This is a genomic window from Hymenobacter sp. 102 (assembly GCF_049949205.1).
Classification (GTDB): domain Bacteria; phylum Bacteroidota; class Bacteroidia; order Cytophagales; family Hymenobacteraceae; genus Hymenobacter.
On record NZ_CP188172.1, the window covers coordinates 1,989,295 to 2,014,756 of the forward strand.

Annotated in this window: 23 protein-coding genes; 9 read left to right on the forward strand and 14 right to left on the reverse strand. The window is 60.0% G+C overall.

Annotation, left to right across the window (positions count from 1 at the left end; all coding sequences use genetic code 11):
• Nucleotides 1-29: 29 nt before the first annotated feature.
• The gene (locus ACN19L_RS08520; RefSeq protein ID WP_426493090.1) at nucleotides 30-362 is read right to left on the reverse strand and encodes an HIRAN domain-containing protein; all 333 of its coding nucleotides are present in this window, start codon (nucleotides 360-362) and stop codon (nucleotides 30-32) included.
• Between the two features lie 115 nt (nucleotides 363-477).
• Between ACN19L_RS08520 and ACN19L_RS08525 the strand changes: the two genes are divergently transcribed.
• Together ACN19L_RS08525 and ACN19L_RS08530 are read left to right on the forward strand one after the other, a co-directional pair.
• Nucleotides 478-939, forward strand: a complete 462-nt coding sequence (locus ACN19L_RS08525) for a DUF4268 domain-containing protein (protein WP_426493091.1) — start codon at nucleotides 478-480, stop codon at nucleotides 937-939.
• 105 nt (nucleotides 940-1,044) lie between these two features.
• The gene (locus ACN19L_RS08530) at nucleotides 1,045-1,434 is read left to right on the forward strand and encodes a hypothetical protein (protein WP_426493092.1); all 390 of its coding nucleotides are present in this window, start codon (nucleotides 1,045-1,047) and stop codon (nucleotides 1,432-1,434) included.
• 64 nt (nucleotides 1,435-1,498) lie between these two features.
• Here ACN19L_RS08530 and ACN19L_RS08535 read toward each other — a convergent pair whose 3' ends face one another.
• From ACN19L_RS08535 to ACN19L_RS08550, 4 genes are all read right to left on the reverse strand, one after another.
• Nucleotides 1,499-2,092, reverse strand: coding sequence for a hypothetical protein (locus ACN19L_RS08535; RefSeq protein ID WP_426493093.1), 594 nt, complete (start codon nucleotides 2,090-2,092; stop codon nucleotides 1,499-1,501).
• Between the two features lie 2 nt (nucleotides 2,093-2,094).
• Nucleotides 2,095-2,835, reverse strand: coding sequence for a hypothetical protein (locus tag ACN19L_RS08540; RefSeq protein WP_426493094.1), 741 nt, complete (start codon nucleotides 2,833-2,835; stop codon nucleotides 2,095-2,097).
• Between the two features lie 424 nt (nucleotides 2,836-3,259).
• Nucleotides 3,260-4,492, reverse strand: coding sequence for an acyl-CoA dehydrogenase family protein (locus tag ACN19L_RS08545; RefSeq protein WP_426493095.1), 1,233 nt, complete (start codon nucleotides 4,490-4,492; stop codon nucleotides 3,260-3,262).
• Between the two features lie 408 nt (nucleotides 4,493-4,900).
• Nucleotides 4,901-7,378 (reverse strand): TonB-dependent receptor, encoded by a 2,478-nt coding sequence (locus ACN19L_RS08550; protein WP_426493096.1) that lies wholly within the window; start codon nucleotides 7,376-7,378, stop codon nucleotides 4,901-4,903.
• Between the two features lie 467 nt (nucleotides 7,379-7,845).
• Between ACN19L_RS08550 and ACN19L_RS08555 the strand changes: the two genes are divergently transcribed.
• Nucleotides 7,846-8,070: a hypothetical protein gene (locus ACN19L_RS08555; RefSeq protein WP_226270079.1), complete on the forward strand. Its 225-nt coding sequence runs from the start codon at nucleotides 7,846-7,848 to the stop codon at nucleotides 8,068-8,070.
• Between the two features lie 127 nt (nucleotides 8,071-8,197).
• Here ACN19L_RS08555 and ACN19L_RS08560 read toward each other — a convergent pair whose 3' ends face one another.
• The 4 genes from ACN19L_RS08560 to pnuC are packed head-to-tail and all read right to left on the reverse strand — an operon-like array spanning nucleotide 8,198 to nucleotide 10,780.
• A complete protein-coding gene (locus ACN19L_RS08560; protein WP_426493097.1) occupies nucleotides 8,198-8,614 on the reverse strand; it encodes a GNAT family N-acetyltransferase in 417 nt (138 codons plus the stop codon).
• Nucleotides 8,615-8,621: 7 nt separating this feature from the next.
• A complete protein-coding gene (locus ACN19L_RS08565; protein WP_426493098.1) occupies nucleotides 8,622-9,497 on the reverse strand; it encodes an aldose 1-epimerase family protein in 876 nt (291 codons plus the stop codon).
• Nucleotides 9,498-9,548: 51 nt separating this feature from the next.
• On the reverse strand, nucleotides 9,549-10,112 hold the full coding sequence (locus ACN19L_RS08570; protein ID WP_426493099.1) for an AAA family ATPase: 564 nt from the start codon (nucleotides 10,110-10,112) through the stop codon (nucleotides 9,549-9,551).
• Between the two features lie 41 nt (nucleotides 10,113-10,153).
• Entirely contained in the window at nucleotides 10,154-10,780 is a 627-nt protein-coding gene (gene pnuC, locus ACN19L_RS08575; RefSeq protein WP_426493100.1) for a nicotinamide riboside transporter PnuC, read from the reverse strand.
• 128 nt (nucleotides 10,781-10,908) lie between these two features.
• On the opposite strand from pnuC, the gene ACN19L_RS08580 reads away from it, so the two are divergent.
• Nucleotides 10,909-11,232, forward strand: a complete 324-nt coding sequence (locus ACN19L_RS08580; RefSeq protein WP_426493101.1) for a rhodanese-like domain-containing protein — start codon at nucleotides 10,909-10,911, stop codon at nucleotides 11,230-11,232.
• Nucleotides 11,233-11,320: 88 nt separating this feature from the next.
• Here the strand turns inward: ACN19L_RS08580 and ACN19L_RS08585 are convergent, their stop codons facing one another.
• Nucleotides 11,321-12,562: a DUF6799 domain-containing protein gene (locus tag ACN19L_RS08585; protein WP_426493102.1), complete on the reverse strand. Its 1,242-nt coding sequence runs from the start codon at nucleotides 12,560-12,562 to the stop codon at nucleotides 11,321-11,323.
• A gap of 226 nt (nucleotides 12,563-12,788) precedes the next feature.
• Between ACN19L_RS08585 and hrpB the strand changes: the two genes are divergently transcribed.
• The 3 genes from hrpB to ACN19L_RS08600 all read left to right on the forward strand — a co-directional run bounded on the left by hrpB (nucleotide 12,789) and on the right by ACN19L_RS08600 (nucleotide 17,060).
• Nucleotides 12,789-15,344 (forward strand): ATP-dependent helicase HrpB, encoded by a 2,556-nt coding sequence (hrpB, locus tag ACN19L_RS08590; protein ID WP_426493103.1) that lies wholly within the window; start codon nucleotides 12,789-12,791, stop codon nucleotides 15,342-15,344.
• 126 nt (nucleotides 15,345-15,470) lie between these two features.
• On the forward strand, nucleotides 15,471-16,247 hold the full coding sequence (locus ACN19L_RS08595) for a DUF2490 domain-containing protein (protein ID WP_426493104.1): 777 nt from the start codon (nucleotides 15,471-15,473) through the stop codon (nucleotides 16,245-16,247).
• Nucleotides 16,248-16,367: 120 nt separating this feature from the next.
• Nucleotides 16,368-17,060, forward strand: coding sequence for a hypothetical protein (locus ACN19L_RS08600; RefSeq protein WP_426493105.1), 693 nt, complete (start codon nucleotides 16,368-16,370; stop codon nucleotides 17,058-17,060).
• 77 nt (nucleotides 17,061-17,137) lie between these two features.
• Here ACN19L_RS08600 and ACN19L_RS08605 read toward each other — a convergent pair whose 3' ends face one another.
• The 4 genes from ACN19L_RS08605 to ACN19L_RS08620 form a co-directional block, all read right to left on the reverse strand.
• The gene (locus ACN19L_RS08605; RefSeq protein WP_426493106.1) at nucleotides 17,138-17,983 is read right to left on the reverse strand and encodes an oxidoreductase; all 846 of its coding nucleotides are present in this window, start codon (nucleotides 17,981-17,983) and stop codon (nucleotides 17,138-17,140) included.
• Between the two features lie 129 nt (nucleotides 17,984-18,112).
• On the reverse strand, nucleotides 18,113-18,529 hold the full coding sequence (locus ACN19L_RS08610; RefSeq protein ID WP_426493107.1) for a response regulator: 417 nt from the start codon (nucleotides 18,527-18,529) through the stop codon (nucleotides 18,113-18,115).
• A gap of 62 nt (nucleotides 18,530-18,591) precedes the next feature.
• The gene (locus ACN19L_RS08615; protein WP_426493108.1) at nucleotides 18,592-19,029 is read right to left on the reverse strand and encodes a response regulator; all 438 of its coding nucleotides are present in this window, start codon (nucleotides 19,027-19,029) and stop codon (nucleotides 18,592-18,594) included.
• A 6-nt stretch (nucleotides 19,030-19,035) separates the two neighbouring features.
• Nucleotides 19,036-21,495: a PAS domain-containing sensor histidine kinase gene (locus ACN19L_RS08620; RefSeq protein WP_426493109.1), complete on the reverse strand. Its 2,460-nt coding sequence runs from the start codon at nucleotides 21,493-21,495 to the stop codon at nucleotides 19,036-19,038.
• A gap of 195 nt (nucleotides 21,496-21,690) precedes the next feature.
• Between ACN19L_RS08620 and guaB the strand changes: the two genes are divergently transcribed.
• Complete coding sequence (gene guaB, locus ACN19L_RS08625; protein ID WP_426493110.1) at nucleotides 21,691-23,163, forward strand: IMP dehydrogenase; 1,473 nt, start codon at nucleotides 21,691-21,693, stop codon at nucleotides 23,161-23,163.
• A 196-nt stretch (nucleotides 23,164-23,359) separates the two neighbouring features.
• Entirely contained in the window at nucleotides 23,360-25,456 is a 2,097-nt protein-coding gene (locus ACN19L_RS08630; protein WP_426493111.1) for a PP2C family protein-serine/threonine phosphatase, read from the forward strand.
• The last annotated feature ends 6 nt before the right edge of the window (nucleotides 25,457-25,462 follow it).

A 25,462-nucleotide genomic window follows, 5' to 3' on the forward strand; every position in this document is an offset into this window, starting at 1 on the left:
GCAATGACAGCTTTTCACAACTTCACCACTTACCGTGCCAGCAGTACTTCAATTTCCAGGTGCAGCCACTCCTCTTCCCAGGCTTTGTGGGTGAGGCGGGCTGAAATGGGAAAACCGGCGTCGAGCAGGCGGGCCACGGTTTCATTGTGGCCTTCGGGCAGGTAGCCCAGCCAGAAGGCATCGGGGCCGGTGGTGTACACGCGCACGGCCCAGTCGTCGTAGGAGCTGTCGGGTTCCCGTTGCAGGGCCAGCGCTTGATTGGGTTGCAGCTGCGGCTCGAAGGCACGCAGACCGTCGCGGTGCGTGGTACCGGCCACCAAGCATTCAAGCAATACGAGCGGAGCAGCGGCGGGAGCAGACATAAGCAGAAGTAGTTGGGTTGAGGCCGTAAATTACACGTTGGCGCGGGTTTACCCAGCACCATGCGCTGCAACGGGCCCAACCACGGCCGCAGCCAACCCGTACTTTTGCGCTACGATGTACAGCAAAAACGAAGTCACCCAGCTGCGCCAGGCTTTCTGGACCACTTTCGGGCAATACATGCAGCCCGTGCCCTCGGCCGAAGGCGTGCCCACCAACTGGATTAACTACAAAACCGGCCTCAAGCACGTGTATTTCCGCATGCAGGCCGATAACCGCCACGCCACAATCAGCATCGACCTCACCCACCCCGATGCCGGTCTGCGGGAGCTGTTCTTCGAGCAGTTCCAAGAAGTGCGCCCGATGCTGGAAGAAGCCACCGGCGAAACCTGGACCTGGGAGCCCGATGCCGTGGATGCCAACGGGCAGCCGCTGAGCCGCATTTACCAGGAGCTGCGCCCCGCCAACCTGTTTAACCGGGAGCAGTGGCCGGAGCTGATTTCCTTCTTTAAGCCCCGCATCATGGCCCTGGATGAGTTCTGGAGCACCGGGCAGTATGCGTTTGATGAGCTGCGGTAGGCGCGCCGGGCTTATTTAGGGAGCAGGCAATGCCGGATATCGGCTCAAATTTTGCTATTTGGCCGCCGTTTACATTCCTCTCTCCCTATTTTTCTACCAGTACCCATGAAGACTCCCATGCTGCTGCTGGCCCTGTTGCTGAGCAGTGCCGCCATTACCCCCGCCTCTACTTTGGCCTCCTCGGCTGAACCCACCACCGTAGCCGCTGATGGATACATGATGATTATCAGCCGCGTGTCGATGGGTTTTGATGCCCAGGCCAGCATTGTTACCATTCAGCCGGATGGCAAGCAGGAGGTGAAAGAAATAGAGTTCAGCCGCTTCAGCGCCAAGCAGATGGCCGCTAACATGACAGAAGTACACAAAGCGGCGCTGGCTGTGGTGAACAAGTACGAAGCGCAGGGCTGGCGCGTCATCAGCGTAGCACCCAGCGACATTGCCAACGGTGGCTCAACGGTTTTCAGCCAGACGATTTATTATCTGGAGAAGAAATAGAAAGCTGCTTGCTGCCGCAAAACAAACCACCCCGCTGCCTGTGCAGCGGGGTGGTTTGTTTTTATCAGTCCATACCCAAGTCATTGGTGAAGCTATCCGTCAGCTGGATTTCCGGGACTGATACCCCGCTCTGGTTACTTGTAATGCCAATTACGGCGCGCTGCACTTCGTAAAGTGTGGTGGGCTTCGGCAGTAGTTGAGCGTAATTTTGAGCCAGCAGCCACTCCGTTAAGTCCTCGATGGTGGTCTGTGCCCAGTTAGGGGAAGGAGGCGGGGGGGCTGCTTCTGGTACAGTACCCCCAAACAGACGTTGCCACCAGCCAGGGAGCTGAGGTGCCAACGGGGGCTGTGGTAAATCGGGCATTCGTAGTTGCAGGCAGACGGCCAGCGCTGCCAGCCTTGCTGGGCCGGCCCCCAGCAGTTCCAGCTTCGTCAGCAGCGTGGCTTCGGTAGTAGCCGGGGGAAGGCAGGCCAGCAGTTGGGTGAGCATCCGATAGTAGGCAGCGGTACGCGCCGGGTCGGCCGACAAGCTTTTCAGTACGGTTATAGCAGCGGCGGCATCGGCTACGGTATATAGTGTTTCGGCGGTACGGTTGGGAATAGCCACCTGGAAATGCTGCTCGAATGCCACTATTGATTCAACGGTATCGAGGCCCATAGTTAGTCGGTAATGATTTGGAAAGGAAACCAGTGCCCCTGCTTTTTATACATAACCAGCGTTAGCCTATTCCCGACACCACAGAAAATACCAATATCTAACGTAACGGTTACTACTGCGTAACGGCCATCACGTGAAAACAGCGGCGCACTCAAAAAGGAAACATGCTCAGTGCGATACGCACGCTTCAAATGGTCTATTGCGGTAAAGAAATCAGCGTTTGGAATACCAGGTCGCTTCATACGTCGCCTCAACAACTCAACCGAAATAATTTTGCAGGCAGGCAGGAAACGAGACTCTAATCGAAAATCCGTGGAGCGTGCGACTTGCTGGCGCATAAATGCCGTATCCGCTGCTGAAAGAATACGCTCAGCATACAGTTGCTCGAGTATCGGGGCGGATTCTTCGCCATAGCGGTACCGGAAGTCAGTATCCATCACCTGTGGCACGTTCAACATGATTGGCGCATGCTCAAACAGAACCCGGCTGATCCAAAACGAAGCCGGATGTTTAGAGAGTGGGCCAGGTGGCTCAGCATCTGCCTGCGCTAATAACTGTCGCACAAAGTCGTACAACACACTATCCGGAATCAACGGGCGCATACTGGCCCACTGCCGTACCACCACCGGCTTCGGTGGCGGTGGATATGCCAGCCGCAGATGCACCGCACTAAACACAACCAGCAGCAATAACGCGGCACTCAGGAATCGGCGGGTAGTGGTTTGTGGGTCGCTTAATAGCATCAATGCCAGTCAAAATTACAGTATCGGCACTGCCGGGCCTGAGGTGTACGCGCTAACCGATTACAAGCCGGACAGTTATTGAGCAATTGCCCTCCGCCGTTATCCGCATATATCCGCTGAGCAGCCCGCTGAATAAACATATCCTGGCCATTCTGTAATAGTGCCAAGGCCCGCTTATCACTTGTCAGCCATGCCATGCGCAGGTACATTCGTCGCATACGCTCCCGGGACTCTGTATCCTCGTTTGCCAGAAGCTTTTCGTTGTGCTGCACGTGCTTCAGCGCCACACGCTCTGTATCAGTTAGCAGCGAGGAATAGTACTTGATTAAGTATTCGGCTACATCGGCTTCCATAACAGACCTACTATAAAAAAACAGCCGCCCTGCCCAGCAGAACGGCCGTTTGAAGATACGCGAGCGACGGTTTATTTAAACGCCTGAATGCCGGTGATATCCGCCCCGGTGATGAGCAGGTGGATGTCGTGGGTGCCCTCGTAGGTTACCACCGACTCCAGGTTCATCATGTGGCGCATGATGGGATACTCGCCGGTAATGCCCATGCCGCCGTGAATCTGGCGGGCTTCGCGGGCAATGTGCAGGGCTATTTCCACCGAGTTGCGCTTGGCCATCGAAATCTGGGCCGAGGTGGCTTTGCCGGCGTTTTTAAGCATGCCCAGGCGCCACACCAGCAGCTGGGCCTTGGTAATTTCGGTAATCATTTCGGCCAGCTTTTTCTGCTGCAGCTGGAACGAGGCAATGGGCTTGCCGAACTGCTCCCGCTGCAAAGAGTACTTCAGGGCCGACTCGTAGCAGTCGATAGCCACGCCGATGGCGCCCCAGGCAATGCCGTAGCGGGCCGAATCGAGGCAGCTCAGGGGGCCTTTGAGGCCGTCGATGTTGGGCAGGATGTTTTCCTTGGGCACCTTCACATTGTCGAACACCAGCTCGCCGGTGATGCTGGCGCGCAGGCTCCACTTGTTGTGGATTTCGGGGGCCGTGAAGCCTTCCATACCCTGCTCCACGATAACGCCCCGAATGCGGCCGTTGTCGTCCTTGGCCCATACCACGGCTACCTGACTCTGGGGCGAGTTGCTGATCCAGAGCTTGGCCCCGTTGAGCAGGTAATAGTCGCCCATGTCCTTGATGGTGGTGGTCATGCCGCCGGGGTTCGAGCCGTGGTCGGGCTCAGTGAGGCCGAAGCAGCCCAGCCACTCGCCGGAGGCCAGCTTGGGCAGGTACTTGCGGCGCTGCTCCTCGGAGCCGTATTGGTAGATGGGGAACATCACCAAAGAGCCCTGCACCGAGGCGGTGGAACGCATGCCGGAGTCGCCGCGCTCAATTTCCTGCATGATCAGGCCGTAGCTGATGTAATCGAGGCCGCCGCCGCCGTACTCGGTGGGGATGGTGGGGCCAAACGCGCCCACCTCGCCAAACTTGCGCACGATTTCCGACGGGAAATGCGCCTGCTGGGCCCACTTCTCAATGTTGGGGCTGATTTCGCGCTTCACAAAGTCGCGGATGCTCTGACGGATGAGCTTGTGCTCCTCAGTGAGCAGCTCGTCGATGTCGTAGTAATCGGTGAAGCCGGCGGCATTCAGGGAGCCTTTGTTGCGCTGCACCTGGGCCTTGGTGGACAGTACGTCGGTTTCTGAAGACATGATAGTAGGTGGGTGGGAATGATGCCCAAAGATAGGAATTCCACTACGGACAACCGGCAGGCCTGGCCCCGGGTTCCGGGCACCAAAAAACCCTGACCGGCAAGGGGACCAGTCAGGGTTTTCGGAGGGCGGAGCGGATGGCTCGGGAATGCCAGAAGCCGGCTCACACGGCACTACGCCCACAAAACGACCAGAAGGCAGATTTCCGGTCGGGAAAATTCACTACCGCTTCATCGCAAAGCGTATGCCGAAAAATAGCGTTTCGCTAATCTATTCGCAAAAAATCCTGGCAATGAAGCGGTTTTAGTTTGCGATGTTGTCATTTCGAGCGAAGTGAGAAATCTGAGTTTACCAGCTGATAGTTACTCCAGGTTCCTCGCTACGCTCGGCATGACAGCATGTAGTGGCTTAGAACTTCACGCCCACCGAGGCCAGGAAGTTGCGGGTAGCTTGGGGGTAGTAATAGTTGAAGGTGAGCTGCTGGCCAGTGGCATCGGGGTAGCCGTAGGTGTAGCCGTTGGCCACATACTCCCGGTTGAGCAGGTTATTCACCAGCAAGCCCAGCTCCAGTTCCCGCATAAACCGGGGCTGCACGGTATAGCGCAGGCGCAGGTCGAGCACCTGGTAGGCGGCAATGGCCTTGTTGCCCGACTCCGTGTTATCCAGATACTGGCGGCTCACGGTTTTGTAGAGCAGGGCCGCGCGCAGGCCCTTCACCGGCATCACCTCCACCGTGTGCGCCGATACGGCGCTGGGCGAATAGGAAATGGTAGTGGTGCGACCCTCGGAGGCTAGTACCGGGTTATAGTCCTTGTCGTACGTGACGGCGCGGTAGTCCAGAATGCGGTTGCGGCTCAGGGTGAAGGTGCTGCTCAGGCTCAGCCACGTGAGCGGCTGGTAGGCACCCGTCAGCTCCACGCCGGCCCGGTAGCTGCGGGGGGCGTTGGTGCGCAAGGGCGTGCCTACATCGTTCAACTGGCCGGTATTCACCAGCTGGTTGCGGTAGCGCATGTAGAAGCCGTTGATTTCGGCGCGTAGCACCTGATTGTTCACGGTGCGGTTGAGGCGGTAGCCGCCTTCCAGGTCGTGGAGCTGCTCGGCTTTAGGCCCGGCGTCGTTCAGGGGGCGGTCGGTGAAGTCGGAGCGCACGGGCTCCCGGTGAGCCACGGCGTAGCTGGCGTACAGCGTCTGGCCGGCCGTGAGCTGCCAGGTGAGGCCGGCTTTGGGATTGAAGAAGGTGTAATCGGCCTTGGCCGATACGGGCACCTGCTTGTCCTCAATGCCGCCCAGCTCGTAGTTGATGCGGCGCACCTGCACGTCGGCGTACACGCTCAGCTTTTCCGCAGCCTGCCAGATGGCGCGGGCGTAGGCGTTGTAGTCGGTTTTGGTGGCGTCGTTGAAGTAGGAACGGTGGCGGATATTGCCCGTGGAGGCGTAGCGCGCCCAGATAACCTCGCCGTAATGGTCGTTGAGGAAGCGGTTCCAGCCCCCGCCCAGCGTAGCCTGCACCTTGCCGTCGGCGGGCTGGTAGTTCAGCGCAAAGATGCCGCCAAAGAAGTAGTTATCCAGCCATTTGCGGTCCACCAGGTCGGTGCGCTTGATGGTGGTCGTGTTAGGCGCGGTGCCTAATACTACGTCGGGCAGGTTGTAGTCGGCCAGTTTGCGGTTGGCCCGGAAGCTCTCGTAGTAGCCGAAGCCCCGGGTGAGGTGGGCGGCGGCGGCCATATTCCAATTACGTCCCAGGCCCTGGGTGAGGTGGAGCTGGTAGTGGTTTTGCTGGTAGTTGTCGGTCTGGTTGTCGTAGGTGTAGTAGGCGTAGCGGCGGCCTTCGCGCAGGGCGCGGGCGGCATCCTCGGGGCTCAGCTCGTAGTTGTCCACGTACTGCTGCAGACCGGCGGCGTTGCGGGTGAGGGCCGGCTCAGGCACCCCGTTCCAGGCCTGGTAGGTTTTCTCCCGGCCCGAGAAGGTGATGAATTTGAGCAGCGTATTCTTCTGCTGGTAGCCGGCGGCCAGGTAGTACGATTTCAAATCGGAAGCCCCGCGCACCATATAGCCATCGGAGCTGATGCGCGACAGGCGACCATCCACGGTGAAGCGGCCGTTGATAAGGCCGGTGCCGAACTGCACGTTGTTTTTCCAGGTGTTGAAGGAGCCGTACGTGTTCTGGCTTTCCGCGTAGGCCTGCGGGCGGCTTTCCAGGGTGCTCAGGTTAAGTGAGGCCCCGAAGGCGGCGCTGCCGTTCTGGCTGGTGCCCACGCCCCGCTGCACCTGCAGGCTGCTGGTGCTGGAAGCCAGGTCGGGCAGGTTCACGAAGAACGCGCCGTGGCTTTCCGCATCGTTCAGCGGCACGCCGTTCACCGTTACGTTAATGCCCTCAATGCCCGTGCCCCGCACTCGGATGCCGGTGTAGCCCACGCCGTTGCCGGCGTCGGAGTTGACCACCACGGAGGGCGTCTGGTCGAGCAGGTAGGGAATATCCTGGCCGAAGTTGCGCTTTTCCAGGTCTTCCTTGCTGAGGTTGGTGTAGGCCGTGGCGGTGCGCTCGTTGGCGCGGGAGGCCGTTACCAGGGCCTCACCGGTAAGCACGCCGCCGGGCTGCAGCTGTAGGCGCAGTTGCCGGGGGCCAGCCTGGCCTTCCAGGCGCTGCACCAGCGGCTCGTAGCCCACAAACGTGATACGCAGCTCGTGCACACCCGCGGCCACGGCCGGCAGGGTAAAGGTGCCATCCGTGGAAGCGGCCACGGCTACGCCGTCCAGCAATACGGTGGCATTGGGCAGGGCCACGCCCGTACGGGCATCCAGCACTGCACCCGACACGGGCCCTTGCGCCCATGCCGCTCCGGTAGCGGCCAGCAAGGCTACTCCGGTAAATACTAAACTTTTCACTGGTGAAAATGGAAAAGGTGGAACGGACCCGGTGCCAGGGGTCGGCACCCTAAGGTTTTTCGTTCGCGGATCGTTTGTTCCCTTCGCCGGCATTACCCGGGCAGGTTCAATGGGTATGATCTCAGCCATCCTGTGCAGGAGGGCACCCCTAAACTATGCCGCAAAGGTAAGCGGGAGTTTGGGTTTTGCGAGGCCTTACCCGTTCATCCTGGCTATTTCGCTCCAAAAAGCCTCCAATGTGTCCTCAACTGCCCACCATTTCACCCGGGTACACAAGCCAGCAACAAGCGCACAAATTGCTGCTCAAACGCTACTTTATTTCTTGACAATCAAGTAAATTAGCTAACCCTGGTAGTTGTCCGCATAAAATCTGGCACTACCAAAACAACCCGGCCTGCGCTACCGTTTCTTGCCCAAAGGGCCGGTTCTTTTTTTCGGCTTGCTGTTGCACCTCTGCCCATCCTGCCATGCTCTCTTCCGGTTTACTCTACCTGTTTGTTGCCCTGGTATTCGTTGGCTTGCTGCTGGCATTTCCGCGCCGCCGCCAGCGCATTCCCCCCACCCCCGACAGTGACGACGACGGGGGCGAACCGCTGGATGACGGCCTGCCCGACTTCGACCTGCCCCCCGGTATTTCCCGCCCCATCAACGACTGGGAGCCGGACTACAACCGCCGCCCGGTGGAAGTATAGAATCCAGAAGTTAGAGCTCAGAAGGGAGAAGGGAGCCTTTCGTTCTATCGGCGCATTGCCAGAACGAAGGGCTCCCTTCTCCCTTCTGAGCTCTAACTTCTAAACTCTAACTTCTCAACTCTGCAGCCTACAAATCCTTGGCCATGCGGATGTAGGGGATGGTGCCGCGGTAGAAGCGGTTGCCTTCGGGCTCCAGGCCAAAGGCCCGGTAGAAGTTTTCGTTCACGGCGCGGGCGTCGCACCAGATGCGCTGGGCCCCTTTCTGGCGGGCATCGTCCAGCACCCGGCGCATCAGCTGGGAGCCAATGCCCTGGCCCTGGCAGTCGGGGCGGGTGGCAAATTTGCGGAACCGGGCTACGCTGCCATCCATAAACAAGGAAATCACCGATACGAGCTTACCATTGCGGAAGGCTCCGTAGTGGTGGCCTTGCTCGTCCTGGTTCAGGCGTACGTAGTCGATGGATTCCTGGGGCCACAGCACTTCGTGGCGCAGCGGGTAGGTTTCGGCCGCCTTAATGGGGCGGATGGTAATTTCGGAGGTCATGAAGAGGTTACTCAACGGTGATGCTATGCGAGGTAATAAACTGCTGGCCGGGCCGCAGATGCAGAATTCCTTCCTTATCGGCTAGCTCCCGGGAGCCGGTGGTGGAGCTGGCAATGCCGTGCCAGGGCTCAATGCACACGAACGGCGCGCCGGGTCCTTTGGTCCAGAGGCCCAGGTACGGAAACCCATCGAAGCGCACCCGCACCGCGCGGCCCGAGCGGCGGCTGCGCAGCGTGAGGTGGGTGAAATCGAAGTGCTTAAACACCAGCGCATCCTGGGCAAACAGCGCGTAGCTGAGCGGCAAGGTAGTGTGCTGCTCCAGCACGGGCGCGGTGTGGCCCGTGAGCAGCCCACCATCCAGCAAATGCCGCTGCAAAGTTACGGGCTGGTCGAACACAAATTCATAGTCCTCGAAGGTTTCCTCGGGCAGCAGCGGGCAGCGGAAGGCCGGGTGGGCCCCAATGCTGAACAGCAATTCCTCAGAGCCGGGATTTTCAACCTCCCAGCCAATGGTGAGCGTGGGGCCCGCCAGCCGGTAGCTGATGCGCAGGGCAAACGCAAACGGGTAGTGCTGACGCGTGGCCTCGGTGTCGCGCAGCTCAAACGTCAGTTCGGCCGGGCCCTGGTGCAGCAGTTGAAACTCCTGGTCGCGGGCGAAGCCGTGCTGGGTGAGGCGGTAGTCCTGGCCCCGGTAGTAGTACATGTCCTGCGGAAGGCGGCCCACAATGGGGAACAGCACCGGGGCGTGGCGGTTCCAGTGGGCGGCCTCGGCGGGCCAGATGTATTCCAGATCTTGGAGGTCTTTGCGCACAAAGCTGTGCAGCTCGGCTCCGTGGGTATCCACGGCCACGCGGCACAAGTCGTTTTCGAGGGTGTAGAGCATAGGGGGAGGGAGTGGCAGCCAGCCTCCCCAACGGCAAGCCGGCTCCGAAGGTTAAACCCGTAGGGTGGCCGGGGCCCGCCAGTAGCCGGTTTTGCCCAGCAGGGTATCCACGTGAAAGCAGGCCTGCTCCAGCCGCTCAGTGGGGCTGCCACTGATTTCGGCAAAGTTGGACATCTGCTCCCGCAGCTCGCGCAGGTACAAATCGTAGAAATACTGGCGGTGGTGCGGGTGTTCCCGCAGCGGATCCGGCTCCCAGGGCAAATCCACGTTCAGCAGCAACACCAAATCGTACTGCTGCTGCTCAATCTGCTCCAGAATCCACTGCGGACACACACCAAAAGCATGCTCGGCCCAGATTTTAATGACCAGCAAATCCGTGTCGCAGAATATGATGGGGCGGCCCTGCAACTGCGCGGCCTGCAGGGCGTTCTGCTCGGCGCGGAGCTGGCCGCGGGCAATGCGCTCCAGATCGGCGAGGGAGTAGCCGGGGCCGTGCTGCTCCAGGTAGTAACGCGCGTATTCAGGGGCCCAGGTGGTGGTGTAGTGTTCAGCCAGCAGGCGGCTCAGAGTAGTTTTGCCCGTCGATTCGGGTCCGGTAAGGGCAACGCGCAGCACGTGAGGGGAAGTAATCAGCGGTGAAGGACGAAATATACGGCTTACGCCGCCCCCGACAAGGCGGCCTGCTCCTGCCGCAAGGCCCGGCGCCATTCCCAGTAGCCGTACACGGCCAGCCCCAGGTACAAAGCGTAGAGGGCGCTGGTGGGGTACAGGTGTTTATACCAGAGAATAGGCACGTATATAATATCCACTACAATCCAGAGCCACCAGTTTTCCAGCCGCTTGCGCATCAACAGATACTGGGCTGCTAAGCTGATGGCGGTGGTAAGCGCATCCCAATGCGGCAGGGCGGCATCGGTGTGGTGCTGCAGGTAGTAGCCGGCCCCCAGGGTATACGCGGCCACAAACAGCAGGCACCCCAGCCACTCCGCGGGCCGGGTGCGCGACACGGCCAGTTTGGTTTCGTTGCGCCCCCCGTACAGCCATTGGTACCAGCCGTACACGCTTAGTCCAATAAACCAGATTTGCAGGAACCCATCGGAATACAGCCCGGCCTGGTAATACACCAACACGTACAGCGCGCAGCTGATAATGGCTACCGGGAAATTCCAGAGCGACTCCCGCGCGGCCAGCCACACGCAGGCAAAGCCGGTAAGGACGGCCACCCATTCCAGCGGACTGCCGCCAGCAGCGGCCTTCCAGAACTCGTAAAACGACTGCACCACAGAAAGACCAGTAATGGGCGGGGTCCCGAAGCAAAATCCCCGGTTCAGGCCACCCGCATGGTCAAAGCTAACGAGTAGCCGGGTAATTTTGCAGCTTCTCCGGCACTTTCCCATCCCCTACGGCTGCTATGCTACCTGAACTCACCGCCTCCGACCTGCACGCCCGCCTCCAAAGCGGCGAGGATATTCAGCTCATTGACGTGCGCCAGCCCGAGGAATTTGCCTACTGCCGCATTGAGGGCAGCCAGTTGATTCCGCTGGGGGAGCTGGCCCGCCGTGCCGAGGAAATTGACCCCGACCGGCCCACCGTGCTCATCTGCCACCACGGCGTGCGCTCCATGCAGGCCCTGGCCTACCTGCAGCACCGCCACGAGCTGACTAACCTGCTGAATCTGCGCGGTGGTATTCATGCCTGGAGTGTGCAGGTTGATCCATCGGTACCAGTGTACTAAGCGGCCACCGCATAAACTGCACCAGCCGGCCCGGAATATTCCGAACCGGCTGGTATAGCGCACGTTGTGCAGATGCTACTAGCCTGAATTACGGCATGTTCAGCAAGTAGCCAATAGTAAAGTTGGCGTCCCAGTCGAAAACAAACTGCTGGCAGCCGGTGGCATCGGCCAAGGCTTTATAGATGTTAACGCCCGATTTGATTTTAGCGCCGGGCAGCTCGGCATAGGCAGCCGGGGCTTTCAGCACGGTGTAGCGCTCTTTGCCCTGGCGGCTGGCTTTGGCAAGCTCATAGGGTACCCCCCCGATGATAAAGCAGGTCTGACGCAGCTCGGCGGGCACCTGCCGGGCATTGTCGGTAATATCCTGGGTTACGGCTGCGTCGGTGATGCCTTTCTGGTAATATTTGGCCCCATACGAATCAAGGGCGGCCGGCAGGCCGTTTTGCAGCCACGATAGTTTGGTGTTGCCTGAGCCGATATCGGCCACGAACGCCTTCCCCGTAAAAAGAGGTGGGAGGGCCGCTTTCAGGGCCAGTGCGCCTTCCTGCTCGGGGGTTACCGTGTTAACCACGTAGCCCAGTTCCTTAAGCGTACGCACAATCCGGCGGGTTACATCGGCCATGGTAGCCCCGGAGCTCACCACGAAGTGGATGTCGCGGCCACCTACGCCAAAGTCCAGCATCTGCCCGATGTAGCCTTTCAATCCTTTGCGCACATCATCGTCGGTAGCCAGGTTCTCGAATACCAGGCTGGTCCCGAAATCAGCCTTTTCCAGCTTCCAGTTCTGCTGCTTATCCACTCGGATTATAAACGAATTGAAGCCACTGGCTCCCAGCTCTATCACCCCCTTCAGCTTGCCCTCAACGGGTACTGATGGCTGGTAAGTGAACGGTGTTGTAACAGCAGGAGCCGCCGCAGCAACGGCAACAGGGGCAGCCGCCGCCGCAGGAGCCGCTACAGGAGCATTCCGACGCATGTTGACAGCCGCCGGGGTAAGCCCCATTTGCTGAGCCCGCTGGCTTCCTACTAATTCTCCGTTCTGGCTCATGGCTTCCCCGTCGCGCAGGGGCATACTCCCCCCGGTCAGCAACTCTACTTTCCCGTCAGCGTGGCTGATGCGGGCCCCGTTGGCCAGCACCACGTCCCGGTCCATGGCCATCACTACGGTACCACGGCGCACTACCATCTCCGGCCCCTGCTTGATAAACCAGGTAAGCGGCGGGGATGGAGGCGCGTCCAGTACGGCCGGCCCCTGGGCCAGGCTCAGGAGTGGGGCACATACGGCCAGAAGCCATATGCACAGAATGCGACGGAGTAGGTGTGTTGTCATGGAGTGAATAGGGGAAATAAATGAACAGAATCAGTTCAGAGCTGATTGTCCGCGTTTCGCAAATCTGTAATTTTTCAGACTAAAATTTATACATATCGACATAAAAATATTATCCCACCCTTGTTAATTACTATTCCAACTGTTGTTCACCGGCTATCCGCATGTCTTCGGCGAGAGTTGGTGGGGCTTTAACCAATTTTGCCGCCGCAAGTATTATTCGTTTGCTATGGCGTCCTCTTCCCTGCCCGATTACCTCCACCTTCTGCAGCTACCTATTCTGGAGGCACTGCCGGAATTGCTGCGCACCCTGGATAACCAGACGACGGCCGTGCTGCAGGCACCGCCCGGCGCGGGCAAAACCACGGTAGTCCCTCTGGCGTTGCTGGAGGCCGATTGGCGCAATGAGGGCCGGATTCTGGTGCTGGAGCCACGGCGACTAGCGGCACGGGCGGCAGCCACGCGCATGGCCCAGCTACTGGGTGAACCGGTAGGACAGACAGTGGGCTACCGCATGCGGCTGGAAAGCAACGTTTCGGCAAAAACGCGCATCGAGGTTGTTACGGAAGTCATTCTGACGCGCCAGCTGCAGGATGACCCGTCGCTGGAAGGCGTGGCGGCCGTGCTGTTTGATGAATTTCACGAGCGGAGCCTGCAGGCCGACCTGGGGCTGGCCCTGGCCCTGGACGCTCAACAAGTGCTCCGGCCCGATCTACGGCTGCTGGTAATGTCGGCCACGCTGGATGTGGAGCGGCTGGGGTCCTGGCTGGGGGTACCGGTGGTGCGCAGTCTGGGCCGCATGTTCCCGGTCGAAACGCACTACCTGAGCCCGCGCCGGGCCGCCACTGTTTCCAGCCGCCCTCACGAAAAGCTTCAGGACCTCACGCCGGCCATCATCCGCGAGGCCCTGCACACCCATGCCACCGGCGACGTGCTGGTGTTTCTGCCGGGCCTGGCCGACCAGCGCCGCGTGGCCGACAAGCTGGCTGACCTGCCCGGGCACATTGACATTCATGTGCTGCACGGGGAGCTACCGGCCGAGCAGCAGGATGCCGCCCTGCGCCCCGCTCCCGCCGGCCGGCGCAAGGTAGTACTGGCCACCAGCATTGCTGAAACCAGCCTTACCATTGAGGGCGTAACCATTGTAGTGGATGGCGGCTACGCCCGGGTGCCGCGCTTTGAGCCCCGCACCGGCCTCACCACCCTGGGCACCGAGCCCGTCAGCCAGGCCGCCGCCGACCAGCGCCGGGGCCGGGCCGGCCGCTTGGGCCCCGGCACCTGTTACCGCCTCTGGACGGAAGCCGAATACCAGGCCCTCCCCCACCATCTGGCTCCCGAAATTCTCACCGCCGACCTAAGCCCGCTGGCGCTGGAGCTGGCGCTGTGGGGTGCTCATGACGCCACTGCCCTGCGCTGGCTGGATGTGCCCCCCGCCCCGGCTCTGGCCCAGGCCCGCGAGTTGCTGGTACGGCTGCAGGCACTGCAACCCAACGGGCAGCCCACGGCTCACGGCCGGGCTTTGGCGGGCCTGGGCCTGGCTCCCCGACTGGCTCACGTGGTAGTACGGGGGCAGAAAATAGGGCATGGGGCTACTGCCTGCGCCCTGGCGGCCCTACTTACGGAGCGCGACATCCTGCGCCCCGCCGATGGCTCCTTTGGTCCCCCTGATTTGCGGCTGCGCCTGGAAGCTTTGCATACCGGCCGGGCTCCGCTGCCCGGCCTGCAACCTGATGGGGCCGGCATGCGCCGGGTGCGGGAAGCCGCCGCCGTGCTGCGTAACCGGTCCGGTGCGAAAGGTACTATTGAGCCCGATGTGGCCGGGCTACTGGCCGCCCTGGCCTACCCCGACCGCCTGGCCCAGCGCGAAACCCCGGAGCGGGTACGCCTCATCAGCGGACAGCGAGCTACTCTGCCAGCTGAGTTCTTTGGGCAGCAGGACGTATTTTTTGCCGTGGCCGCGCTGGATGGTATTGCGGCCCAGCCCCGCGCCAGTTTAGCGGCTCCGCTAAGCCGGCAGGAGCTGGAAACGCATTTTGCCGAGCAGATAGATACCCAGGATGAAGTGCGCTGGGATGACGCAGCCGGCCGCGTAACGGCCCGCCGTCTGCGCCGCCTTGGGGCCCTGGTGCTCTCCGACACGCATTTGCCGAATCCCGAGCCGGCTACCATTACAGGGGCACTGCTAGGAGCCATCCGAGCGGGCGGAATTGCGCGCCTACCGTGGAGCGAGGCCGCGCAGCAGCTGCGGGAGCGGCTGGCGTTTGTGCACCATCATTTCCCCGACAACTGGCCTGAGGTATCGGAGGAAGCGTTGTTGGCGGAGCTGGAAGAGTGGCTGGCACCTTACCTGCATGGGGTAAAGTCGATGGCGGAGTTAAGCCGGGTTGATTTTCAGGAAGCGTTGCTGGGCCGGCTGCCCAACGGCTGGGCCCAGCGCCAGGAGCTGGACCGGCTGGCTCCCGCCCACCTGGAAGTACCCACCGGCTCCCACATCCGACTGGATTACTCTGAGCCAGCGGCCCCAGTGCTGGCTGTGCGGCTGCAGGAGGTGTTTGGACTGCTGGATACACCCACGGTGGCCGGTGGCCGGGTGCCGCTTACCCTGCACCTGCTCAGCCCCGGCTACCGTCCGGCTCAGGTTACGCGCGACCTGCGCAGCTTCTGGACCAGCAGCTACTTTGAGGTACGCAAGGAGTTACGGGGGCGCTACCCCAAGCATTACTGGCCCGAAAACCCGCTGGAAGCCCAGGCCATCCGGGGCACCAAGAAGCAGAATGGGCTGTAGCCAGCGGCCCCGGTTTTTCCTTCTCCCTGTGTATTCACCCGTCAACTTATAACATTCATCGAGAACCACTTAAAACTTAACATTAACAATTAGGTAACATAGGCAACAATTTGGTAACATTACTCTATGCACACATCTACTCCGCTTATGCGGGGGCTGATGCTGCTGCCGAGCCTGCTGTTGCTGTTGCTACACCCGGGCACGGCCCAGCAGCGTACTGCCTCCCCTCTTACGCTAGCCCGCCACAATGCCTGGCTGATGTTCCTGAGCGACGCCCGCCTGAGTAAGCGGTGGGGCCTGCATACAGAGGTGCAGGTGCTGCGTACCCGCACCTCCGAGCTGGGCTACCAGAATGTGTTTCGGGGCGGGGCCAACTATTACGCCACGGACAATTTTGTGCTGACCGGAGGGTACGCCTATTCCCAGGTAGTGGCTGACGATACCTACACCGGCGCAACCGGCGCAGAACACCGCCTATATCAGCAGCTGCAGCTACACGACGCGAAAAGCCGGCTGCGGCTACACCACCGCTACCGCCTGGAGCAACGCTGGGTACAGCTGCGGCCCGGGCAGGACTTTACTTACCTGAACCGAATGCGCTACCAGCTGCAGCTGGTGCTGCCATTGCTCGGTCCGGAATTGAGCAACGGCATGCCTTACGCGGTGGCTGCCAACGAAGTGTTTCTGGGATTTGGCCGTGGGTCGGGCGGGCGGCTATTCCAGCAGAACCGCGCTTACCTGGGCGTGGGTTACCAGATTAGCAAGGCTTCAGCCGTGGAGCTGGGCTACCTGAATCAGTTCGTGCAGCTGCCTCTGGAAGGTCGGCCGGAATTAAATGAAAATATGCAGCTAAGCCTGTGCTTCAATCCTGATTGGCGACGAGCTTTGCCTGTTGGAAAGTAATTGACTATCAGCTCTTCAACTTTTTTTAAGAAAAAAAGGAACTTTTTCTTCGGCCAGCAGAACAAAGGTGGCACTATCCTTGGCAGGAGCAGTTACATCTTCTATTTCTTTCTGCCTGCTATGAAACGAGCATTTACTGTTATTGCCCTGCTGGGCGCATTGGGAGGTTTCGCGCACTCCGCCACCGCCCAGGACTCCTCCAAATGGAGCTTTTATTTCGAAGCTGGCCCCAAAATCAGCGACTTCCGCACCACATCGTATGGTGGCAGCTATTTTCCAACCGCTCAACCGGCTTTTCCGGAAACCGACCGGCGGGTTACGGTCCGCAACACGTTTTCGGGCTTCATGAATGTGAAAGGCTTCCGGCCGCTATCCGAGCATCTGCTGCTCTCAGGCACGGTGGGCCTAGATATGCAGCACCTGAATTACCGCACGGGTTACACCCAAACCGGCAGCAACGGTATTGTAACAGCCTTCGGCAACGACCACATAAGCCGGCTGCTAACCCGGGCCCGGGCTGATTTCGGGCTGCACTATGCCGTGCGGGTGGGCCAGTCGGGCCGGCTGCTGCCGGGCGTTTCAATAGGCCAGATGGTGAACCTGAGCAAGGATGGCTATAGCTACACCTTCATTCAACCCGGCCTCTACTTCACCACCGACCGGCTCTTGCTGGGGGCTACCGTATCCGATACGCCCTACAACGTGCTCATCCCGGGTGCTTCTCACTTCGAAGGCGACCTGAACGGCCGCTACTCCTACGATGCGGAGTATCGCATTCGGGAGTTTCAGCTGAGCGTGGGAGCCAAGTTTTAGATGTACCTGAGATGTATCTGTACACAAAAGCCGGCTGCCTGTGATAGGCAGCCGGCTTTTGTGCATTATACCGTGCGCTACTCGCCGGCCGGATAGTCGGCGGAGTCGCCCAGGTCGGCTACTTCGGCCAATTCATCTACCAGCTTCGTGAATTTCTCGCGGGCTCCTTTCACGGCCGCTTTGCCCAGCGGCAGGTGCAGGGGCGGATTTTCCTGGCGCACCACGTCGAACATAATTTTAGCGGCCCGCTGCGGGTCGCCGGGCTGCTTGCCGCTGTAGCTCTGGATACCTTTCAGGTTTTCGCCCACGGTGCTGCGGTAGTCCTCAATGTTGGTATCCACGTAGGTGGCCGAGCTGCCGGCCCACTCGGTGCGGAAACCGCTGGGCTCAATGTTGATTACCTTGATACCCAAGGGGGCTACCTGTTGGGCCAGGCTTTCGCCAATAGCTTCCAGAGCGAACTTGCTGGCGTTGTACACACCCACGCCCGGAAAGGTTTTCAGCCCCCCAATGCTGGTAATGTTGAGTACGTATCCGCTGCGCCGCTCGCGCAGGTGGGGCAGCACGGCCCGCAGCACCCGCAGCGGCCCAAACACGTTTACATCAAACTGACGCTGCACCTCGGCTTCGTCAATTTCCTCAATGCTGCCCAGCGAGCCATAGCCAGCGTTGTTTACCACCACGTCCAGATGGCCGAAGAACCCGATGGCGTCCTGCACGGCTTGCTGCACCTGCTGTTCGTGTACTACATCGCACACGAAGCCCCGGGCCCGGTTGCTGTCTTTCCGGCTAAACTCTTCGGCCTGCTCGGGCTTCCGGAAGGTGGCGGCTACGGAATCGCCCTGCTGCAGGCAGTACTCAGCTAATTCTTTACCAAAACCGGTGCTGACACCGGTAATAAACCAGGTTTTGGGAGTGGCCATATACGTGAACTAAAAAAGGAAAACAAAACTGCTCCGGCAGCCAAGCTTCCGGAGCAGTAGTACACGGGAATATCCGCTACGTGGTTGTCTTAACCGGGTAGCCCGGCGTTTGTTTGCACTCGGCGGCGGTTAGCTATTTTGTTTGCTGAAGTGGAGCTGCAGCACCGGACTAAGCTTTTCCTTGGTGAGGGGCTTGCTGGCCGTACCAGCTACCGGATACTCTTCCAAACGGCCCAGATCGGCGGAAGTCATGCTCACGGCCAGCACCACGATAATGGTGGAGGCATGCACGGAAGCGGGTAAGCGGCGGAACTCCTCCAGAAAACCCATGCCGTTCATTACTGGCATGGCCATATCCAACAGCACCAACAGGGGCTTTTCGGGAGTAGCCACCTCACTGTATTCCTTGAGAATGCGCAGCGCATCTTCCCCGTTGCCGGCCGTCAGGTACTTGTCCGTCAGCCGCAGCTCATAGAGCGTCGACTCGTTTAAGAAATTAGTGGAAGGGTCGTCATCAACCAGCAGAATTGCGGTTAGTTGGGGCATAACCAGAGCGGAATAATGTAAAGCGCAAATTTACGCTATATTTCTACTAGCACCGCTGCCACTCAGGCTGCGCCAAATTGCACCAGCAATTCATTTATCATACTGGAGGTAAGCGGCTTGTGCAAGAAACCTGCTCCCAGTTCCTGGGCCCGCTGGCGGTCAGCGGCCAGCTCCGACGACGAAACGACCATCACCCGGACATCCTGCTGCTGCTCAGCCGGCCAGGTCTGGTATTCCTCCAGAAACTCGAATCCGTCCATTACGGGCATGTTCAGATCCAGCAGCACGAGGGTGCAGCCCGCTATTGAGGGCCGCCGCAGCAGTTGCAACGCTTCCAGCCCGTTGGTGGCGAGCAGCAGTTGCACCCGGTCGGCGTAAGGGCGCATAAGCCGCTGCCCCAGATAACGCGCGGCCTCGTCATCATCGACGAGGAGAATATTGAGGGGTACGCCCTCAAGCGCAGTACAGGCAGTTACGTTTACATTCATAAGGTACGTCATTACGGGTCAGGCCAGGGGAAGTTGTGGCAGTAAGGCCCGGAACACGGAGCCAACGCCGACCTGACTTTCTACCAGCAGTTGTCCACCGGCTTTTTCTACTACCTGCTTGGCCAGATACAGCCCGATGCCAGAGCCCTCCACGTGGTCGTGCAGCCGCTGAAACATGCCAAACACCCGCTGCTGCTGCTCAGGTGTGAGGCCCAGGCCATTATCCTCCACCTCCACTACGGCCACATTATCCGCGCGCAAAAAACACCGCACCTGCACCAGTGGCGGGCGGGCGGGGGAGCGGTATTTCAGGCCATTGCTGACGAGGTTGTACAGCAGGCTGCGCAGGTGCTTTTCGGCAAATACCAAGTGGGGGCAGCTGTCGGGGGCTACCTGCACCTGCCCGCCGGTTACGGCCAGTAGCGGGGCCAGGTCGCGGCAGATATCGGCCACCAGAGCAGCTACCTCCACGGTAGCCGCCGGCAACTCCTGTACCTGTTGCCAGCGGCTCACCTCCGTCAGGTATTTAATAGTGCGCTGAAACCGCTGCACCGAGTCCTGCATCAGGCGCAGTACTGTTTCCGTGTCGGCTTCGGCCTTGGGCAGGGCCAACTCGTGGCGCAAAGCCTGCAACAGTCCATCAATGTTGGTGATGGGGGCTTTCAGGTCGTGGGAGGCCATGTACACAAACGTGTCCAGGTCAGCGTTGGCCTTTACGAGTTGCGTATTGGCTTTCTGCAGCTCATCGGCCAGTAGTTGGGTTTGCACTTGGCTGTTTTCCAGCACCAGCCGGGCCTGCACCTGCGGCGTTACATCGTAGGCAAACACAAGTATGCCATCAATGTAATCCTCCGCGTTCCGGCGAGCCTGGTAGGTAAAGGTGAAGTACGCCGCTTCGGGTGCCTTCCCCGGTTGCCGGACAACCTGCAGCGCCATTTCACGGGCCACGTAGGTTTCGCCCGAGGCGTACACCTGCCGCAGCAGTTCGAGCATGGGGGTATCCTGCAGTTCAGGCAAGGCTTCCAGCAACGGCCGACCGAGCAGGTCCCGGTCCTGAAACATCTGCTGATACGCCGGATTCACCAGCTGATACACCATATCAGGCCCGCTCAGAATAGCAATAGGGGCTGGAGCTTCCAGGAATAGCCCGTTTAACAGCTGCTGCTGCTGCTGCTGCTGGCGCTTGGCCCGCACCTGGTCGGTTACCTCTGTTCCGATTACAATAATGCCCGTTACCTCCTGCTCCACACCGCGCAGGGGCTGTAACACGAAATTGATATATGCCTGATCGGGCCGGCCAGTGTGGCTGCGGTTGAACCGGACGGGCATCTCATTGAGTAGGTGCGGCTCCCCGGTGCGCACAACCTCGGCCAGTATCTGTTCAAAGCCCTGCCCGGCCGTTTCGGCCACAGCTTCAAAGTAGGGCCGGCCCAGTATATCAGCCGGATTACGGCCCCAGATGGCCCCAATGGCAGTGTTGGCCTGCTCCACAACAAACTTGGGGCCGCGCATGATGGCAATAGCGACGGGAGCCTGTTCGAAAATGCGCTGCAGATTGGTGTGGTGCTTTTCCCGCTCCCACTCTGCCGCCCGCACGCCTTCTGCTACCCGCTGCGCCAGCTCCTCGTTCTGACGCTCCATCCGCAGCCGGGCCAGCACCTGCGCCGTTACGTTATAGGCAAACACGTAAATGCCATCAATCTGTCCCTGCTGATTGTGCCGGGCCTGATAGATGAAGTTATAATACCGCTGCTCCAACTCAGTCGGATTAACAATTGCGTGATCCAGCCGCACCGGCATTTCGTGTGCCGTGTAGGTTTCACCCGTTTGGTAAACTTGGTCGAGCCGTATGAGTACTGTATGTCCTGCCAGCTCCGGCATGGCTAGACTAATAGGCAGCCCCAGCAGCGGTCGGGTGCCCACCAGCGCCTGGTACGCGGAGTTCACAAACTGAAAAACGTGTTCGGGGCCGCTGAGGACGCAAATCATGGCCGGAGCCTGCTCCAACAGATGGTACAGCTGCTCCCGCTGGCGGTTAGCTTCGGCGTAGGCGGCCAGTTCCCGGGCCTCACTCTGACGCTTGGCCGTTTGGGCGGCAGCTAGCTCCGGGCTGTCGGCCGGCAGGCAGCTAAGCAGCAGCCCCTCCCCCACCCGCCGCACAGTCAGATGAAAGGGCAGGCTCCCCTCCGGTAGGGACAGTATGAATAGTTGCTGCCGCCGCTGGTGGTGCTCAAACGCTTCCTGCAGCAGTGTCAGCAGATACTGCACGGGGGCAGCTACCGGCCAGTTGCGGAGCACCATTCCCGGCTCGGCCAGCGGCCCCAGTAACTGCCGGGCAGTGTGGTTGCTGTAAGCCACCGCAAACTCCGGCGCGGCCATTGGTACCAAGTACAGCACGCCGGCCACTGTTTCTTCCAGCAGCACCGATAAAAAATCGGGAGGTAAGTGTAAGGCTGGCGACGCGGGCTGGGCGGACATACGGGGTGGCAAGAAGCCAGCAAACTGCCGGCTCGGTCTGCAAGTTCTCACATTCGCCCCGATTTCACTACTTCACGGCCGGCTCGGTCCGCTCAGGGCCAATGATAACAGAGAAAGAATCTGCCCGGAACCGCAATACCAAGTTTTCGCCGTAGATTTGTCTGGCAATAAGCGGAACCTAACCTACTTGTTGCCATGGCCGACCACGCTGCCAAAATTGCCTTCGAGGCGCTTACCTACGACGACGTCCTGCTGCTGCCCGGTTATTCGGAAGTATTGCCCCGCGACGCCGACCCCAGTTCCCAGCTCACCCGCAACATCCGGCTCCAGCTTCCCTTCGTGTCGGCGGCTATGGATACCGTTACCGAAGCCGAAATGGCTATTGCCCTGGCACAGGAAGGCGGCATCGGCATCATTCACAAAAACATGAGCATCCGGGCCCAGGCCGAACTGGTGCGCCGGGTAAAGCGCTCGGAGAGCGGCATGATTCTGGACCCGTTTACGCTGGAGGAAACTGCCACCCTGGCCGATGCCCGCCAGTTGATGCGCAGCAACAACATCGGTGGTATTCCAATTGTGGATGAGCAGCGCCGTTTGAAAGGCATTCTTACCAACCGGGACCTGCGCTTTGAGAAGGACATGACCCGCACAGTATCGGAGGTGATGACCCCCACCCCGTTGGTAACGGCACAGGCCGGTACCGCCCTGGCGGCCGCTGAGGACATTCTGCAGGATTCTAAAGTTGAGAAGCTGCCAGTAATTGACACTGAAGGCCGGCTGGTAGGTTTGATTACCTATAAGGACATCCGGAAGCGCCGTCGTACGCCCAACGCCTGCAAAGATGAACTGGGCCGCCTGCGGGTAGGCGCGGCCGTGGGCGTTACTGCCGATTTGCTGGAGCGCGTGGCGGCGCTGGTAGAAGCCGGCGTGGACGTGGTGAGCGTAGATACGGCCCACGGCCACAGCAAGGGCGTGCTGGATGCCGTGCGCAATCTTAAGCAGCAGTTTCCGAAGCTGGAAGTTATTGCCGGCAACGTGGCCACCGCCGAGGGAGCCCGCGCCCTGGCCGACGCCGGAGCCGACGCCGTGAAAGTGGGGGTGGGCCCGGGCTCGATCTGCACCACCCGCATCATTGCCGGTATTGGCGTGCCCCAGCTCTCGGCCGTACTGGAAGCAGCCCGTGGCCTGGAAGGCACCGGCGTTCCGCTCATTGCCGACGGCGGCATCAAATATTCCGGCGATGTGGTAAAAGCCCTGGCCGCTGGTGCCAGCACCATTATGATTGGCTCCCTGCTGGCCGGCACCGAGGAAGCCCCCGGTGAGGTAACGCTGTTTGAGGGTCGCAAATACAAGAGCTACCGGGGTATGGGCTCCGTGGAAGCCATGGAAGAAGGCTCTAAAGACCGGTATTTCCAGGATGCCGAGGACGACGTGAAAAAACTGGTACCCGAGGGCATCGTGGGCCGTGTGCCCTACAAAGGCTTGGCGGCCGAGGTTCTCTACCAGCTGTCGGGCGGCCTGCGGGCGGGCATGGGCTACTGCGGGGCCGGCACTATTGAGGCACTGCACACGGCTCGTTTTGTGCGCATTACCGGTGCTGGTCTGCGCGAGTCGCATCCTCACGACGTACAGATTACCCGCGAGGCCCCCAACTACAGCAGCCGCTAGGTTTCCCGGCCTGCACTGCCCCCGGGGCGCTTACCCAGCCGACGGTCCCCCGGGCCGTCGGCTTTTCTGATCTACTTTCGTAGGAAGGCAGGCTGCATATCGGGCCGTTTTGAATAGCGGCTTTTTCCCGGCAGCCTGTATCTTGCCACTCTATTTGGCCCCTAGCACTGCCCTTCACCGGCAGTTTTTTTACTACATGTCATTTCTCCGGAAGCTAAAATCCTTCCTGTTTCCTCTCTCTGTGCTGGCGTGGCTGGGGCTGCTAGCCTGCACTTTGCAGTACGCCCACCCGCAGCTGCTGCCCGCCGTGGGCCAGCCCGGCGAATGGCTACTGCTGATGCTACAGGCTGTATTTACGGCCGTGGTATTCATGCAGGAGCGCAGCGTACCCGAGCGGTTGCGTGGGCTGGATTTCGTAGGGCTACTCCGCAATCTGGTACTGGGCCCCGGGCTGCTGGCTACTGTCTGCGTAGGCCTGCACCTGTTGCAGCGGGTTCTCAGCACCAGTCTGCCCACGGCCAGTTCCGTCCTGTTCACGGTAGTATACACTGTGAACGTCGGGCTGTTTGTGGTGCTGCTGGCGCGCACGAACTACGTCTGGCGGTCATTGGTGCTGTTTCGTTCCTCCAGCAAGCTACGGCACCAGTGGGAAGTATTTGAAGTGTTGCTGGGCATCACGCTGCTGGTGTACCTGTTCGCCCCGGCTCCTACCTGGGGCCTCAACACTTTTGTGTTTGGCGCTCTGGCCGCCTTCGGTGTCTATATCAGCAGCCATCAGAAGTGGGTGGCGTACCTGAACCGCCGGCAGAAGCTGCAGGCCGTGCTGTGGCAAACAGCCGTTATCCTGGCAATTGGCGTATTTGCAGTGTACCTGCGCTCTACCCGCCTCGACCCACGCTTGGTGGCTCCACTCACGCAGCACACCTTTTTACTGCTGAATGCGGGCTTCGCAGGTTTCTACGCCCTAATGGGTCTGCTGGTCACGGTATTCAACCTGCCCACAGCGGGAGTATTTGAGCAGAAGCGGGAGGAAATTCTCAGCCTGCAACGCCTTACCCAACTTATCCAACGGGGGCAGTCGGCGCAGGAGGTGTACCGCATGTTCTTTGACTCGGCCGTGCAGACGGTGGAGGCGGAAGCGGCGTGGCTGGATGTGGCGGAGGATGCCAGCCCGGGCCAGCAGTTCTACCACAACCTCCGTCCGGAGCAGGCCCAGGCCATTCGCCACCTGCTGCTGGAACACAACCTCACGCACGTAGAGTACCTGAACAACGAGCTGCACACCAGTGCCGGATTTCGGGGCTTGGACCTACCCTTCGGCTCGCTGATGGTAATGCCCCTGCATTCCAGCAAGCGGCAGTATGGCAGCATTTTTATGCTCAAAGAGCAGGCGCAGGGATTTGACCGGGAGAATCTGAGCATCCTGCAGACCTTTGCCAACCAGGCCGTACTCAGTATCGAGAACCTGCAGCTGATGCAGGCGTCGCTGCATACGCAGCGCGTGCAGGATGAGCTGAAGATTGCCTCGGCGGTGCAGGACAGCCTCATCCCCAAAAATCTGCCCATCGACAACTGGTTTGAAATCAGCTCCCATGCGCTGGCGGCTACTGAAGTGGGGGGAGACTTCTACGACTTCCTGCACCTGCCCGGCCGCCGGCTGGCCGTACTCATCGGCGACGTATCGGGTAAGGGGGTAACGGCCGCGTTTCACGTGGCCCAGATGAAAGGTATTTTCCATGCGCTGATGCAGGAAAATCCGCTGGCCCGTAACGAGCGGGAGAAGTTTCCGGTGCCCAGCAAGTTTATGGCGCAGGCCAACAACGCCCTGGCCCGCTGCCTGGAAAAATCGGCTTTTATCACGGCCTCGCTCTACATTATCGACTATGAGCACGGGGGCTTTGTGTTTGCGCGGGCAGGTCATTGCCATACGCTGTACTATCACTCCATCAAGGAAGAAGTTTCCTATTTCCGTACGGCAGGACTGGGACTCGGTATCATTCGGAACGATACTTACGAGAAGCACATCAAAAACCAGTTTTACGACTACAACCCCAGCGACGTCATGGTGATTTACACCGATGGCATTGTGGAGGCCCGCAATGCCGCGCAGGAGGAGTATGGCGAAGACCGGCTGCTGCACATTCTGGAGCAAACCTATTACCTGGACGCCGACCAGATAAAGGAGAAAATTCTGACTGACCTCAACGAGTTCAGCAAGGGCCAGCCCATGCACGACGACCAGACGCTGCTGGTCATTAAGTTTAAGGCCGCCCAACCCGACGCTACGCTTTAACGTAGC

Excerpts from the sequence above, each read along its gene's own strand:
- ACN19L_RS08520 (WP_426493090.1), bottom strand. The coding sequence starts at position 362 with ATGTCTGCTCCCGCCGCTGCTCCGCTCGTATTGCTTGAATGCTTGGTG.
- ACN19L_RS08525 (WP_426493091.1), top strand. The coding sequence starts at position 478 with ATGTACAGCAAAAACGAAGTCACCCAGCTGCGCCAGGCTTTCTGGACC.
- ACN19L_RS08530 (WP_426493092.1), top strand. The coding sequence starts at position 1,045 with ATGAAGACTCCCATGCTGCTGCTGGCCCTGTTGCTGAGCAGTGCCGCC.
- ACN19L_RS08535 (WP_426493093.1), bottom strand. The coding sequence starts at position 2,092 with ATGGGCCTCGATACCGTTGAATCAATAGTGGCATTCGAGCAGCATTTC.
- ACN19L_RS08540 (WP_426493094.1), bottom strand. The coding sequence starts at position 2,835 with ATGCTATTAAGCGACCCACAAACCACTACCCGCCGATTCCTGAGTGCC.
- ACN19L_RS08545 (WP_426493095.1), bottom strand. The coding sequence starts at position 4,492 with ATGTCTTCAGAAACCGACGTACTGTCCACCAAGGCCCAGGTGCAGCGC.
- ACN19L_RS08555 (WP_226270079.1), top strand. The coding sequence starts at position 7,846 with ATGCTCTCTTCCGGTTTACTCTACCTGTTTGTTGCCCTGGTATTCGTT.
- ACN19L_RS08560 (WP_426493097.1), bottom strand. The coding sequence starts at position 8,614 with ATGACCTCCGAAATTACCATCCGCCCCATTAAGGCGGCCGAAACCTAC.
- ACN19L_RS08565 (WP_426493098.1), bottom strand. The coding sequence starts at position 9,497 with ATGCTCTACACCCTCGAAAACGACTTGTGCCGCGTGGCCGTGGATACC.
- ACN19L_RS08580 (WP_426493101.1), top strand. The coding sequence starts at position 10,909 with ATGCTACCTGAACTCACCGCCTCCGACCTGCACGCCCGCCTCCAAAGC.
- ACN19L_RS08585 (WP_426493102.1), bottom strand. The coding sequence starts at position 12,562 with ATGACAACACACCTACTCCGTCGCATTCTGTGCATATGGCTTCTGGCC.
- hrpB (WP_426493103.1), top strand. The coding sequence starts at position 12,789 with ATGGCGTCCTCTTCCCTGCCCGATTACCTCCACCTTCTGCAGCTACCT.
- ACN19L_RS08595 (WP_426493104.1), top strand. The coding sequence starts at position 15,471 with ATGCACACATCTACTCCGCTTATGCGGGGGCTGATGCTGCTGCCGAGC.
- ACN19L_RS08600 (WP_426493105.1), top strand. The coding sequence starts at position 16,368 with ATGAAACGAGCATTTACTGTTATTGCCCTGCTGGGCGCATTGGGAGGT.
- ACN19L_RS08605 (WP_426493106.1), bottom strand. The coding sequence starts at position 17,983 with ATGGCCACTCCCAAAACCTGGTTTATTACCGGTGTCAGCACCGGTTTT.
- ACN19L_RS08610 (WP_426493107.1), bottom strand. The coding sequence starts at position 18,529 with ATGCCCCAACTAACCGCAATTCTGCTGGTTGATGACGACCCTTCCACT.
- ACN19L_RS08615 (WP_426493108.1), bottom strand. The coding sequence starts at position 19,029 with ATGACGTACCTTATGAATGTAAACGTAACTGCCTGTACTGCGCTTGAG.
- ACN19L_RS08620 (WP_426493109.1), bottom strand. The coding sequence starts at position 21,495 with ATGTCCGCCCAGCCCGCGTCGCCAGCCTTACACTTACCTCCCGATTTT.
- guaB (WP_426493110.1), top strand. The coding sequence starts at position 21,691 with ATGGCCGACCACGCTGCCAAAATTGCCTTCGAGGCGCTTACCTACGAC.
- ACN19L_RS08630 (WP_426493111.1), top strand. The coding sequence starts at position 23,360 with ATGTCATTTCTCCGGAAGCTAAAATCCTTCCTGTTTCCTCTCTCTGTG.